We start from the raw sequence: 13,931 nt of genomic DNA on the forward strand, positions 1-13,931 counted from the left end.
AAGCATTAGAGAAAATGATAGTTCTAAATGTTTGGCAGACTTATATTCTAAAGCTACTATGCCGAATGATTTAAGAAATGCACATATAAAATTAGATAAATATGTTGATAGTATTTATCAAAAAAAATCTCAAAAACAGATTAAGAGCGATGAGTGTCGACTTTCTATTCTCAGTTTTTTATATAATAAAATGTCAATTGAGGGGTAAAATATGATAAATATTATTGATGTTAATTATCAACAAACTGGGGAAAGTACCTCAACAAATAATATGGGCATGAGAGCGATGCAAGCTCGCGCCTTTCAATCTCGCAATAGTCAGTACTTACTCTTAAAAGCTCCTCCTGCATCAGGTAAGTCTCGTGCATTAATGTTCTTGGGTTTAGACAAGATACATAACCAAGGTTTGAGCAAAGTTATTGTAGCCGTACCTGAACGCTCTATTGGTGGCTCATTTGCCAGCACTAAGCTGAGCGAAAGTGGCTTTTTTGCAGATTGGGATATTAAACCTGAAAATAATTTATGTACTGCTGGTGGTGATAAAAGCAAAGGAAAAGCGTTTAAACGCTTTATGGACAGCTCTGATCAAATCTTAGTATGTTCTCATAGCACTTTAAGAAACGCATTTGATGGACTTGAAGATCAAGTTTTTAATAACTGTTTGGTTGCAATAGATGAGTTTCATCATGTATCAGCAGATGCTGGTAATGTTTTGGGTACAGTACTTAAATCTTTAATGGACAATACCACTGCTCATATTGTTGCGATGACTGGCTCATACTTCCGTGGTGATAGTGTTCCTGTGCTTACACCTGAAGACGAAGCAAAGTTTGATAAAGTTTCTTTTAACTATTACGAACAACTCAATGGCTATAGTCATTTAAAGTCATTAGGCATTGGTTATCACTTCTATAAAGGCCGCTACTTTGCAGAAGATGATGAAGGCGTTATCGCAATTGCAGAAGTATTGGATACCGATAAAAAAACCATCATTCATATTCCAAATGTAAATTCTGGCGAATCAACCAAAGATAAATATGATGAAGTGGATGCGATCCTCGAAATCATTGGTGAGCATATTGCTAAAGATCCTAATACGGGCATTATTACGGTTAAACGGCCAGATGGTAAGATTTTAAAAGTAGCAGACCTCGTTGAAGAAGATGGTCGTGATAAAGTTGTTGAATATTTGCGTAATATTAAAACCGTAGATGATCTTGATCTCATCATCGCCCTAGGTATGGCAAAAGAAGGCTTTGACTGGCAATTCTGTGAACATGCTTTAACGATTGGTTATCGCGGCTCTCTAACTGAAATTGTGCAAATTGTGGGACGTTGTACACGAGATAGCTCGAACAAATCACATGCGCAATTTACCAATCTTATTGCTCAACCTGATGCACAGGATACTGAAGTTAAATTTGCAGTAAACAACATGCTGAAAGCAATTACTGCATCTTTGTTAATGGAACAAATACTTGCACCAAACTTCAAGTTTAAAACCAAACGTGATGATGAAGATATTGTTCCGCCAGGAACACTCACGATTAAAGGTTTTAAAGAACCAAGCACAGCTAAAACGAAAGCAATTATTGAAAATGATCTTGTGGACCTAAAAGCAGCGATTCTTCAAGATGCTAAAGTAATTGCAGGTTCGGCAGGTAAGGTTGAGCCTGAAGTGGTGAATAAAGTCCTTATTCCTAAAATTATCCAAACAAAATATCCAGACTTAACAAAAGCTGAGCTTGAAGAAGTGAGTCAATATTTAGTAGTGGACTCAGTAATTAGCACAGCAGAAGTCAAAGAAGTTGGCGATAAAAAGTTTATTCGCATGGCAGATAAATTTATCAATATCGAAGACCTGAATATTGATTTAATTCAATCTGTGAATCCATTCCAAAAAGCGTTTGAAATCCTATCAAAAGAAGTCACAGTCAATGTACTAAAATTGATTAAGGAAGCAATTGAAGCAACTAAGATTAGTATGACTCAAGAAGAAGCCATTGAGCTATGGCCTAAGTTAAAAGCCTTCAAAGTTCAGTTTGGTCGTGAGCCTAGTCTAGAATCAAACAACTTAATTGAAAAACGATTAGCTGAATGCCTAATTTATATTCGTGAGCAACGTAGAAGAGCTGGAGTGTAATACGTGGAAGATTTTAGCTGGCTTCAAGATATGATTGCTGATGATGACTTAGGTCTTTTAAACGTAAAGAAAAAGACGTCTGGTCTAACGGCTGATGAACAATTGGTCTCTAAATTTAATGAAATTAATAGTTTTGTGACACAGCATGGGCGTGTACCTGCTAAGGATATGAAAAACATTTCTGAGTTTATGCTTGCGAGCCGTTTAGAAGCAATTCAAACTAATCCAGAGCAATACATGGCTTTAGCAGATTATGATGAACATAATTTGCTGCCACAACATCAGGATTAAAGATATGTCAGATATTAAATCACTTGAAGATATTTTTAACGATGATGATCTTGGTCTGTTAGATGATGGTAAAGATGGTGATATCTTTAAAATTAAGCATGTGACTACCCAGCGTGCCGCAGCTGATGAAGTTGCAAAACGCAAACCTTGTAAGGATTTTGATCAATTTGAACACCTCTTTAAAGATGTTCATAGGGAACTTCGTGAAGGAAAACGGAAATTATTGCCATTTCATGATAAAAGTTATCAGCTTGAAAAAGGTAGTTACTATGTTTTAAATGGTCTTTTGGTTTATTTGGCAGATTTTACATTTACTAGAGAAGATAAGACCGTTAATAATGTCAGAACCAGAAAAGATGGTAGAACTAGAACTATTTTTGAAAATGGTACTGAATCCACAATGCTCTATCGATCACTAGCTAAAGCATTATATAACGATGGGCGAATTGTCTCTGAAACTAATGAGCAAGCAAATTCTAATTTCTATACTAATTTTGGTGGGATTACAGAAAATGATACATCTACTGGTTACATCTACATCTTGAAATCTCATAGTAAAGAACCAAAAATTCAGTCACTTGAACATCTCTATAAAATTGGATTTTCAACCACAACTGTTGAAAAACGTATTGCTAATGCAAAAAAAGAACCGACTTATTTGATGGCTGACGTTGAAGTAATTGCTGAATATCAAGCATTCAATATTAATCCACAGAAGTTTGAATATTACTTACATGCTTTCTTTGGTGAGTCTTGCCTTGATTTATTGGTCGCAGACAAAGGTGGTAAAAATCATCAACCTAAAGAATGGTTTATTGCGCCTTTAAATGTGATTCAACAAGCCGTTGAATTATTAGTAAATAGCCAAATTATGAATTACAAATACAATAAGCTCACAAAAGAGATAGAATTAAAATAGTTTCATAATAAACCTATAATAAACCTACGATAGAACTATAATAGGTTTATAAAACAACTAAAAAACATTTATTTTAATTTTATTAATGTTCTATAATGCAACTTAAATAACCTATTGGTATATTCCTTCTATCCCTAGAAATATCTGAAAGAGTGAGAATAAATGGCTGAAATAATTACTATTGCTAGTAGAAAGGGTGGGGTTGGAAAAACCACTATTGCAATAAATATGGTTGTTGCTTTAAGCAATAAAGGTAAAACTTTATTGGTAGATGCTGATGAACAACAATCTGCTATGAAATGGAATAAGCATCGGAAAGAAAAGATAGATGCTATATCCATACATAAGGATCTAATTGCTGAGTTGGAAAAACTAGATGGGGAGTATCAGTACATTCTCATAGATGTTGCTGGCCGTGATTCTGAAATATTTAGAGAAGCACTTCTTATCAGTGACAAGCTAATCGTACCCACTCAAGCAAGTCTTCTTGATTTAGATGTAATCCCTTATCTAAATGAAAAGGTTAAAACAGCTAAAAAAACCAATCCAAACTTGGTTTCAATGGTTGTGATTAATAGAGCATCAACCAATGCCAAATCCAATGAAACAGAGCAGGCAAGAGAATTTGTTGCTGATTATGAGGAATTCAAGTTATTGCAAAACATATTGCATGAACGAAAACAGTATAGAGATGCAGTTCTTCAATCAAAGAGTGTTCTTGAGATGGCGGCATCTAAAGCTAAAGACGAATTAAATCAATTTCTAATTGAGGTGCTGTGATGACTGGAAATAATACAAGCAACAAGTTTAAAGCTGCTAGAGAGAACAAGGATTTTGTGCAAGACGTTAATTCAGATGCAGCAGATCCAATGCCTAAACAAATTACTGTTACTAGCAGAAATAAAAGTCAAATAACCCTTGAGCAAAATACCCTAAGTCAACGAGAGAGATCCAGAGTTAAAAATGGTAGGAACTTAACGATTCCACTATTTGCAGAAGAGCTTTTGATTATAGAAACTGCTGTTGAAAGCCTTTCTCAAAAAGAAGATGTTTCTATCAATAGCTTCATTAGAAGTATCGTTCTTGATAAGTGTAAGAAGGTGATAGGAAAAGATGCCTTCGATAAATTAAATGAAAACAAGCTAAATGTTGTTAAAGCAAAAAAAGAAAAGTAGGAAAAGGAAACATTAGCCAGGATAAGATAGTGTTTGATTATCACACTATCTTTCCTACTCTACGCAAAATACTTTTTTTTAATAAACATTGGAAAACATATTAACTTATTGAAAATAAATGAATTTATATAGAAAAAAATTGACATATTATGCATCATCACATGCCGAGAATGACGCATAGTATGGAAATTTAATTTTTATATATTTCAAGTACTTAAGGTATCTTCCTGTTTCAAATGAGAAATGGGTACATATAGGAAAGGTCAAAAAAGTAGAAAAGAGTAGTGGTAGAAGAATAAAAGGAAACTAACTAAAAAACTAAAAAGCGTGTCAATTTTATCAATAAGTATATGTTATTAAACAATAAACATTTTAGACATGCTGTAAAAAGCATGTCAGTTATTATTTTCATATAGATATAAATAAATTTATATATCATATACTTATATTACATATTTTATATGACATGCTATTGTGACACGCATTTTTTTTACTGGATTCGCTTTCCATGACATGAAAAAAAGCATGTCAATAGTATGTCAAAGAGCATGTCAAATAGTAAACTTATTCAAGCTATTGTATTTTATTTATTTTTTTATTTAATGTGACACGCTTTTTGATTGTGACGCGCTTTTTAATAGTTCTATACTTTTCTTTTCTACAGGTAGAAATAAATAAAAAAGGCCCAGTAAACAGGGCCTTTTGAGTTTTATATTACTTTTATGAAATTTTAAGAAATACCTAGCATTTGTCCTAAATTAACTACTGACTCTAAGGTAGCAATTGAGGTTGGTAAAAATGAGACACAGGCACTCAGCATATCCTTATTTGGACTAGGTTTTTTCAACTCAGTCTCAATTTTTTCTAGGCTATTTTTAATTATCTCTCTTTCAGATTGATGGAGATCCAATCCATCGACTTCATTATTCACCGCTTCTAATGCTTTCTCATATTGAGTCAAAGTGTAAGAATTATAAGTATTAGTAGAGTTATCTATACTGTCTTGATAAAAACGCGCTTGACCTGAAACTGTAATATGATTAGTCACCATGTTATTAGGAGTTGCTGATGGAGCTTTTATATTAGTCACTTTCATTTGATAATGTGATGGAATCATCCCTGCAAGGCCAGCCATAAAATTTGGTTCAATTACCCTGTAATTCTCTACAAGCCCATTAGGTAACTTACGCTCAATTAGATAGCCCACATCAACAACAAAATCACCATTTTTAGTGATAATTAATTTACCATCTTGAACACTAGCTTGCTGATTTTCAATAATTAAATTTCTTTGTTCATCATATACTGAAATTTTGTCATTCATTAAAGAACTAAAAGGCATTCTGATACTCTACTTAAAACAATGGTTTTGTTTATATGTCTACTCTTATTCATTATTATCAAGAATGGCAAAGGCATTGAGTGAGTGAGGGATTAAGTGATAATTAAAGCGTCCCACCTTGTCTAAAGGTGTATACAAACTATTGTACAAACTGTATTTAAAAGGTAGTATCAAATGGATTCAGGAGTAATGTATGATAGGTCAGTTACCAATATTAACGGATCGACAACTTTCTTTACTTACTTATCTTTATAAGTATTTAAACGAAAACCGTTATATGCCAACTCGTAGGGAAATTGCTCAGTATTTGGATCTGAATTCTGATAATTCCACTCCTTATGTGAATGCGTTAATAAAAAAAGGTTACTTACAGAAAACTGGAGAGAGAGCTAGAAGAAATATTGTTTTGACAGAAGCCGCTTATGAAAAATTAAGCCTTGAAAATTTAGATGAATTAAATTCTGAAATCACAAAATAGAAAAAGCACCAGTGCGGGAAACACTGATGCTTTTGGTAATCTTTCTAACGTGGCGTTAGAGCAAAGATTATCTCATATCTATTTGTGTATTTCAAATCAACCGACTTGTGATACGGGGATTTGTTATGCAACCAATATCAGCTTATAGCGATGCTGTATTCCATAAGCATTCTTTTAAAGAGCTTTTACTTAATGTAGAGCGAGTTATAAGAAAGCACTACCAACTATCAAAAACCGAAGATTATATTCATCGGAAAAATTTGGTCGCTAAAAGAGCATTAAATGTGTTCATGGATCAATTCAATCCTGATTTTAGGAATGATCCTATAGAGGTGTTGAAATCTGATGCATTTGAAGACCAGTTAGAATTATATTTTTCTGAAACCGTTGGACATTTGGATATTGAACTTCGTTATCTCTATAGAGGGATATTGCGTTTTATCAATGATGAAGTTGTTGTCTTACACGGTACAAAGCATTGGGTTAAAGATGATTTTGGCTTTGATCAGAATGCCGATGCCACAACTCGCTTTAAGCTGTGCATAGATAATATCTATACCTTGTATGAAAAAGGGTATAAGAAATATAAAGATGCGAAGAAATATAAATTGGTTGCTACAGCAGTCAATAGTTATTGCAAGGCTGAGTATCTGAATGCAAATTTTTTACGGAAGGCATATGGCGGTTATCGACCATTACCTCTTTTTACTGATATAGATGAAAAGCCTGATTTTTTTAACAAGAAAAAATATTCACCTTATGCGATTATTCGCGCACTTGAAAAAATATCATTAGCACCAGAGGGCTATTTAACTTCGGTTATTCACCCTATTCTCGTTTCAGATATTCCTAAACGAACTAAATCAAAATTCCCTCGAAAGCCAAATTTTGATTTCAGCTTAATCACTGAGCGTCTTAAATCCGAAATTTATTTATATGCTAAATATAAAACAGACATATTTACGGATAAAAAAAGGAATGAAAGTTGGAAGGTTCGACCTTCCAAGAAAAAGGCACAAGCTAATATTTTAACTTCAACCTGTGTAACTCATTTAACTGTCTTATATGAGAATAAATACATTCCATCTTTAGCGGTGTTTAATGGCAATTTAATGACTTTAATTAGATATGCTGTTGAATCAAAAAAAATTACTGATCCAAATGACATTACTTTATTTAATTTGATAAAACCATCTTTAATCCAGTCGCTTATCAATAGTGCGATTATTGAAGGCAAGCCAATTGTGCAGACTTACGTTCGTCTGATTACTACTTTTTCTTGTATGTGGAAGCCTGAATCATGTTTCTTTTCTGAACATCGGACTGAATTAGGTCTTGATTTAAGTGAAGAAGAACTTTTGAAAATGGCTGAAGAATACTATCCATTATTTGACTCACTTAGACAGACTACACAAAGCCTGGAAACGCTTAGCCCAAACTCTACCAAGATAAAAAATAAGTTTATTACTGATTTAACAGATCCTTCTGAATACGTTAGGAAAGCCTTGTCTAAAGCTAAACACGTTTTAGCTGCTCATGATGGTTATCGCTCAGAATTCAAAGATACTGAGAAATCAGAGTATCCCACAGCAGTGCTTAGTAGAAATATCACTATAATTTCTTGTTTGTTGGAACTTCCTTTGCGGGCTAGAAACTGGTCAGACATGAGATTAGGTTATATGCCTGATGGGGAATGCATATATAAGAACCAAAATGGTTTATATGAGGTTCATATACCAAAACATTGTTTTAAAAACTTTGATCAAAAAATCATTCCTGAAAATTTCGTTCATGTATTTTCTAAAAGTACATCAGCAGTAATAGCTAATTATCTTGATAAAGACAGGGAATCTTTTAAAGGTAGCGAAGACTCACCTTATTTTATGGTATCAACTCGTTCACCTTATTTGACAGTTAGATCACTATCAAGAGTTATTGATGAATTCTTCAAGATGTATGGAGATCAAACAATTAAAAAAGGTGGTATTCGTATTCATTTTTTCAGGGATATTGTTGCTACCTCCTTTCTTAAACAGTTTCCTGGTGCATATGCCCATGCAGGAAGGTTGTTATTAGATAGTGAAGAAACAATGAAACAAAACTATGGACACCTACAGCCAAAAGATGCTCTTTCATTGTGGCAAGCTCATAATGAAAACAAGATGTTAGAGGGCGCATAAATGATTGATAATACTTTTAAGATAGTTGCTGCTGCGCTTAACGATAATGTTGAAAGAGTTGTTGCTCATTTATTCCCGAATGGTAAAAAAGAAGGGCACTATTGGGTAACTGGTAATGTATTTGACACTCCTGCAACTGGTGGTGGGAGTTTTAAAATTGGCCTGAAAGGGAAATATCTAGGTATTTGCCGTGATTTTAATGGCGATGATAAAAGTTATGATTTAATTGATGCGTGGGCGCTTCGTTTTTCTTTGAGTAAGTCTGAAGCCTTGAATGAGGCTGCTAAATTTTTATCTTTACCTCAAGATATTCCAGTTAAAAAAGTAAGTGCTTCTACTGAAACTCAAAAGCCTGTTGAAAATATACAAAAGCCAATTAATCAAAACTGGAATCAAAAATTGGTTAGCCGATTACGGTCTAATCCATTAGCTTTAGAGTATCTGCATAAAAGATCGCTAACTAACGAAACCATTCAGGAATTCAAATTAGGCTTAACTCATCCTTATACTAATCGGGATGGTGTTGTTTTAAGTGATGCCTTAGCTGTTCCTATACGCAAAATGGATGGAAGTTTTTCAAACCACCATGCATTTTATGCAATTGAGGGGGTGACTAAAAATCCAGTTGATCGGAATGGTTGGATGAAAGGTAAACCCCAAGTTTATTTCACACATGCATTTCGTAAGCAAAAAAAACTAATTGTCTGTGAAGGCATTAAAGACGCATGGGTGGTATATCAAAACCTCAAGAAAAATGATCTGTTCTCTCAATTTTTAGTCTGTTCAGGTACACATGGATCTTCTATTCCTGATGAAATGAAGAACCCAAATTTTTGGACTAAATTTGATAAAATCTATTTCGGCCATGATCACGATTCAGCAGGGAATAAGATGGCCGAAAAACTCTCTGAATTCGTCCCATTAGAGTGTTATAGACTTGTCTGCCCTTCTCACTATGCACCACCTAAATATAACAGTGATGGCTCTGAGAAGCCTGAAAATGAATGGGGTGCAGATTGGACTGACTTTTTCTTACTTGATGGTTGTATAGAAGAATTCTTATCCTTAATTGAAGATGCGCCAGTTATTTCTATCGATATTCAAGAAGAAGATACTTTATCAGAAGGGCGATTTACTGTTGCTCCTGTTGATATAAATGGCGCTTATATCAATAAGAAAATGTATTACCCAGTTCAAACCTTAGTGCGCCAAAAGCAAACGGATGACTATCAGAATACTTATTTTGTTGAAAGGTATGAAACAGTCGTTGTCAGATCCGATGCTACAGTACATAAGGCTGTACTTTCTCCTGCACCTAAAGGCACTCCTGAATCTGAACGAGTTATCAGGTTGTCAGATGGAACTTTGATTAGGTCAACTCCTAAACCTAATGAGTTTGGTACATGGAATTGGTCTAGCATCAACGACTATTTGAATGGTCGTTCCAGGGTTAGAAAGACAGCAGATCTATTCAAAGATGTTCATCAGATCTTAAAAAAATCTGTTTGGCTACCTGTTGAAGAAGATTACACAATTCTCGCCTTAATCGTTCTAGCTACTTATGTTCAGAATATCTTTGAGTCTGTGCCACTCCTGTTTTTGAATGGTCCTGCGGGATCAGGAAAATCCCAGACAGGGATTATCCTGTCGAAATTATCTTGTAATGGCACAGTTATAGGTCAGGTGTCGGCAGCTACAGCAGCTCGCCATATCGATGCCGCTAGGGGGTTTGTTGTTTTTGATGATCTTGAGGGTATTGCTAGTAAAGTAGGGAGAGATGGTGGTCAATTTAGCGAGCTGGTTCAAGCCTTAAAGGTTTCATACAACAAGCATACAGCAGAGAAAATTTGGACAGACGTAAAGACCATGCGTACAGAACGTCTTAATTTCTTTGGTATCAAGCTAATTAGTAATACAAGTGGGGCTGACGATATTCTAAGTACACGAATGCTTAGAATCCAAACCCGACACATGCCTGAAACTGAGCAAGGCAATATTCATAAATTTGGTGTAAATGAGTTCAAGCGCATTGAGAAACTAAGACAAGAGTTGCACACATGGGCATTTAAGAATTGTGTCTTTATTGACGATCTAGCAGCTCTATCAAATGAAAAAAGTGGGCGATTTGATGAAATTGCATTACCACTTAGAGTTATTGCGAAATTAGTATCAAATGAGTGTGAGAAGGAATTAGAGGTTGCCTTAGCTAAGCAAAAAACAGTTGTGGTCGAAACTAATGATCCTATTGAAACACTAAAAGAAGCAGCCAAAAATTTAATAAAAGAAGGCTTCATTCAGTTCACTATCACTCAGGTTATCCTAGAGCTAAGAACCTTGCTTGATGAAAACTATGGTGCAGGTATGACTAATGAAATTCCTGAGTGGCAAAGACCTGAATGGGTTGGCCGACAGTTGAGAACATTAGGCTTCCTTGACACTAAGGATTTGGGTCGTGCTTCTCTGTTTGGCAAACGACTCAAAATCATGCAATTCAATGAATATGCCATTAATGAAGTAGTTCAAGAACTTGGTGCGACTATCAACGACTTTAGAGAACCCTTTGATTTTTGTAAGGGATGCCAAACATGCCCTTATGCAAATAACACTTGTGAATTGCGCCCACAACGATTACAGCAAGAACAGAAGGCGAAATCCAACTATAGTTAATCTATAATAGATTTATAGTAAAACTATAGTGGTTCTAAAATAAACCTATGATAGTTCTATTATAGGTTTATTTTGAAATTTTAAAACCCAAATTTTAGATGGTTATCATATCGTATGAATATTGTAAAAATTGAAGAAAATGTTAAACAGATCATCAATAAAATTATTCAAAATGAGTTAAATCAACAAGATTTTATCTATGAATTGCTTTTAGCTTATGGACATCGTAGTCAATCTATTGGACGAGTTCGAAATGGTGAGCGTAATTTAGCTGAAGATAAGGAAAATACGGTTTTTTGGAAGCGCCAAATATACTTCAAAATTGCAAAACAGCATGATTTACATGGTCTGATTGATCAAATGAAGAATGAGAAGCGAACAGACAGCAATAAGATTCGCTTCTTGATCGTAACTGACTTCAAGACTCTATTGGCAGTAGATACAAAAACACAAGATACATTGGATGTTCCATTTAATGAGTTAGCAAAAAAATTTGATTTCTTCTTACCATGGGCTGGGATGGAGAAAGCCGTATATCAAGGCGAAAATCCTGCAGATGTTAAGGCCGCTGAAAAATTAGCAAAGCTATTTGACGAAATTAAAGCAGATAATTTCGATGAAGATGACTTAAATAATAAAGATAACTTACATCAACTCAATATTTTCTTATCTCGACTTTTATTTTGTTATTTCGCTGAAGATACTGAAATTTTTAAGGACAAACAATTCACTTCGGCAATATCAAAGAGCAATGAAGATGGATCAGATTTATCTTCTTTAATTGGTCGATTATTTAAAGTTTTAAACCAATTATCTGAAGATCGTGAAACAGATTTACCTGATTACTTAGCAGATTTTCCATATGTAAATGGTGGCTTGTTTAAAGATGATATTCAAGTTCCAAAATTCACACGCAAATCACGTAGGATTTTGATTGAGTGTGGTAAAGATCTAGATTGGTCAGATATCAACCCTGATATTTTTGGTTCTATGTTCCAAGCAGTTGTTCATACGGAACAACGTAGTACCATGGGACAGCATTATACGTCTGTTCCCAATATTATGAAGGTAATTGAACCATTATTCTTAAATGACTTGTATGAAGAATTAGAGAAAAACCAAGACAGTGTTAATAAGCTATTAAAATTACAGCAACGTTTGGGGCAACTTAAAATTTTTGACCCTGCTTGTGGCTCAGGAAATTTCCTTATTATTGCGTATAAAGAGCTTCGTAAATTTGAAATGGAGCTTCTGAAACGTATTCAAGAATTAGAGCTTGAAAAAACAGGTCAATTTTCAAAACCATTTTCAGTGATTCAAGTTTCTCAATTCTATGGTATTGAAATTGATGATTTTGCACATGAAGTTGCTATCTTGTCTTTATGGTTAGTTGAACATCAAATGAATTTAGCTTTTAGAATTGAATTTGGTGAAATAGTACCAGCATTACCATTAAAAATATCAGGTAATGTAATTTGTAATAATGCAACGCAGGTTGATTGGCTAAAATTTTGTGAACCTGATTCCCCTGATACTCAAATTTTAATTATTGGTAATCCACCTTTTGCAGGCTCTAGAAAAAGAAACTCTCAACAAAGTGAAGACTTGAAATTAGTTTTTAATAATAAAAACTATAAGCTATTAGATTATGTTAGTGCTTGGTTCTATAAAGGGGCCTCTTTTATTTCTAAAACCAATGCGAAGTTGGGATTTGTGTCAACTAACTCTATAACTCAAGGTGAACAAGTTTCTTTACTTTGGCCTAGAATATTTAACATGGGAGTAGAAATTTCATGGGCACATCAATCATTTAAGTGGAAAAATAATGCTAAGCATAATGCTGCAGTTACCGTAGTTATTATTGGTATCGAAAAGATAAATGAGAATAAAAGTAAAATTTTATATTCGGAGTCACTTGAAACAAGTGTAGGAACAATTAATCCAAATTTAACTGAATCTAGTGAACTAATAGTTTCTAGCAGGAAAAAACCTTTATCAAATATTCCAGATATGTGTTTTGGGAATATGCCTGCTGATGGTGGGAAATTACTATTCAATGAAGAGGAAAAAACATCCTTTATTCAAAAAGAACCATTATCCAAAAGATATTTTAAAGAGCTGATATCAGCACGTGAATTTATTAATGGAAAAAAACGTTATTGTTTATGGTTTGCTGATGAAGATTTAGATGACTTATACAAGATCAAGTTGATTCGACAATTAATTGAAGAAGTCAAAATTATTAGACAGAATTCATCAAGACCTAATTTAGCAAGTATCCCACACTTATTTGCTCAAATAACACAACCCAAAGGGAAAAATTATATTCTTATACCTCGCCATTCTTCAGAGAATCGAGATTATATACCTATGGGATTTTTTTCAGAAGATTATATAGCACACGATAGTTGCCTAATAATACCTGATGCCTCTCCAGCATTATTTGCAATTCTTAATTCAAGAATGCATATGGTCTGGGTTAGAGCGGTCGCAGGTCGAATAAAAACAGATTTTCGATACTCAAAAGATACTGTTTACAACAATTTTCCAATACCTACTTTAACTAAAAGTGAACTGGAAGAACTCAGTAACCTTGCATTTGAAATTTTAAGCATTAGAGAAAATGATAGTTCTAAATGTTTGGCAGACTTATATTCTAAAGCTACTATGCCGAATGATTTAAGAAATGCACATATAAAATTAGATAAATATGTTGATAGTATTTATCAAAAAAAA

11 protein-coding genes are annotated in these 13,931 nt (G+C 34.0%); 10 read left to right on the forward strand and 1 reads right to left on the reverse strand.

Annotation, left to right across the window (positions count from 1 at the left end):
- The 6 genes from FTU90_RS16000 to FTU90_RS14610 all read left to right on the forward strand — a co-directional run.
- Positions 1 to 208: type IIL restriction-modification enzyme MmeI (locus FTU90_RS16000; protein WP_218945122.1), on the forward strand; the 208-nt coding region annotated here is incomplete at its 5' end.
- A 3-nt stretch (positions 209 to 211) separates the two neighbouring features.
- Positions 212 to 2,143, forward strand: coding sequence for a DEAD/DEAH box helicase (locus FTU90_RS14590; RefSeq protein ID WP_180072997.1), 1,932 nt, complete (start codon positions 212 to 214; stop codon positions 2,141 to 2,143).
- 3 nt (positions 2,144 to 2,146) lie between these two features.
- Entirely contained in the window at positions 2,147 to 2,434 is a 288-nt protein-coding gene (locus FTU90_RS14595; RefSeq protein ID WP_180072999.1) for a hypothetical protein, read from the forward strand.
- Positions 2,435 to 2,438: 4 nt separating this feature from the next.
- Entirely contained in the window at positions 2,439 to 3,353 is a 915-nt protein-coding gene (locus FTU90_RS14600) for a GIY-YIG nuclease family protein (RefSeq protein WP_180073001.1), read from the forward strand.
- A gap of 162 nt (positions 3,354 to 3,515) precedes the next feature.
- Entirely contained in the window at positions 3,516 to 4,133 is a 618-nt protein-coding gene (locus tag FTU90_RS14605; RefSeq protein WP_180073003.1) for an AAA family ATPase, read from the forward strand.
- Positions 4,133 to 4,528, forward strand: coding sequence for a hypothetical protein (locus tag FTU90_RS14610; protein ID WP_000147423.1), 396 nt, complete (start codon positions 4,133 to 4,135; stop codon positions 4,526 to 4,528). The genes FTU90_RS14605 and FTU90_RS14610 overlap by 1 nt, the downstream gene beginning before the upstream one ends.
- Before the next feature lie 730 nt (positions 4,529 to 5,258).
- Here the strand turns inward: FTU90_RS14610 and FTU90_RS14615 are convergent.
- On the reverse strand, positions 5,259 to 5,870 hold the full coding sequence (locus FTU90_RS14615) for a hypothetical protein (RefSeq protein WP_180073005.1): 612 nt from the start codon (positions 5,868 to 5,870) through the stop codon (positions 5,259 to 5,261).
- Positions 5,871 to 6,063: 193 nt separating this feature from the next.
- Here FTU90_RS14615 and FTU90_RS14620 point away from each other — a divergent pair, with 193 nt between their 5' ends.
- The 4 genes from FTU90_RS14620 to FTU90_RS14635 all read left to right on the forward strand — a co-directional run.
- On the forward strand, positions 6,064 to 6,348 hold the full coding sequence (locus FTU90_RS14620) for a LexA family transcriptional regulator (protein ID WP_180073007.1): 285 nt from the start codon (positions 6,064 to 6,066) through the stop codon (positions 6,346 to 6,348).
- Positions 6,349 to 6,473: 125 nt separating this feature from the next.
- Positions 6,474 to 8,528: a hypothetical protein gene (locus FTU90_RS14625; RefSeq protein ID WP_180073008.1), complete on the forward strand. Its 2,055-nt coding sequence runs from the start codon at positions 6,474 to 6,476 to the stop codon at positions 8,526 to 8,528.
- The gene (locus FTU90_RS14630) at positions 8,529 to 11,195 is read left to right on the forward strand and encodes a toprim domain-containing protein (RefSeq protein ID WP_180073010.1); all 2,667 of its coding nucleotides are present in this window, start codon (positions 8,529 to 8,531) and stop codon (positions 11,193 to 11,195) included. It begins immediately after the preceding gene.
- A 114-nt stretch (positions 11,196 to 11,309) separates the two neighbouring features.
- Positions 11,310 to 13,931: DNA methyltransferase (locus FTU90_RS14635; RefSeq protein WP_180073012.1), on the forward strand; the 2,622-nt coding region annotated here is incomplete at its 3' end.

The organism is Acinetobacter sp. YH12200 (assembly GCF_013418175.1).
In the GTDB taxonomy this organism is placed as follows: domain Bacteria; phylum Pseudomonadota; class Gammaproteobacteria; order Pseudomonadales; family Moraxellaceae; genus Acinetobacter; species Acinetobacter pseudolwoffii.

Coding starts and splice junctions, on each gene's coding strand:
- FTU90_RS14625 (WP_180073008.1), top strand. CDS start 6,474: ATGCAACCAATATCAGCTTATAGCGATGCTGTATTCCATAAGCATTCT.
- FTU90_RS14610 (WP_000147423.1), top strand. CDS start 4,133: ATGACTGGAAATAATACAAGCAACAAGTTTAAAGCTGCTAGAGAGAAC.
- FTU90_RS14615 (WP_180073005.1), bottom strand. CDS start 5,870: ATGCCTTTTAGTTCTTTAATGAATGACAAAATTTCAGTATATGATGAA.
- FTU90_RS14620 (WP_180073007.1), top strand. CDS start 6,064: ATGATAGGTCAGTTACCAATATTAACGGATCGACAACTTTCTTTACTT.
- FTU90_RS14605 (WP_180073003.1), top strand. CDS start 3,516: ATGGCTGAAATAATTACTATTGCTAGTAGAAAGGGTGGGGTTGGAAAA.
- FTU90_RS14630 (WP_180073010.1), top strand. CDS start 8,529: ATGATTGATAATACTTTTAAGATAGTTGCTGCTGCGCTTAACGATAAT.
- FTU90_RS14600 (WP_180073001.1), top strand. CDS start 2,439: ATGTCAGATATTAAATCACTTGAAGATATTTTTAACGATGATGATCTT.
- FTU90_RS14590 (WP_180072997.1), top strand. CDS start 212: ATGATAAATATTATTGATGTTAATTATCAACAAACTGGGGAAAGTACC.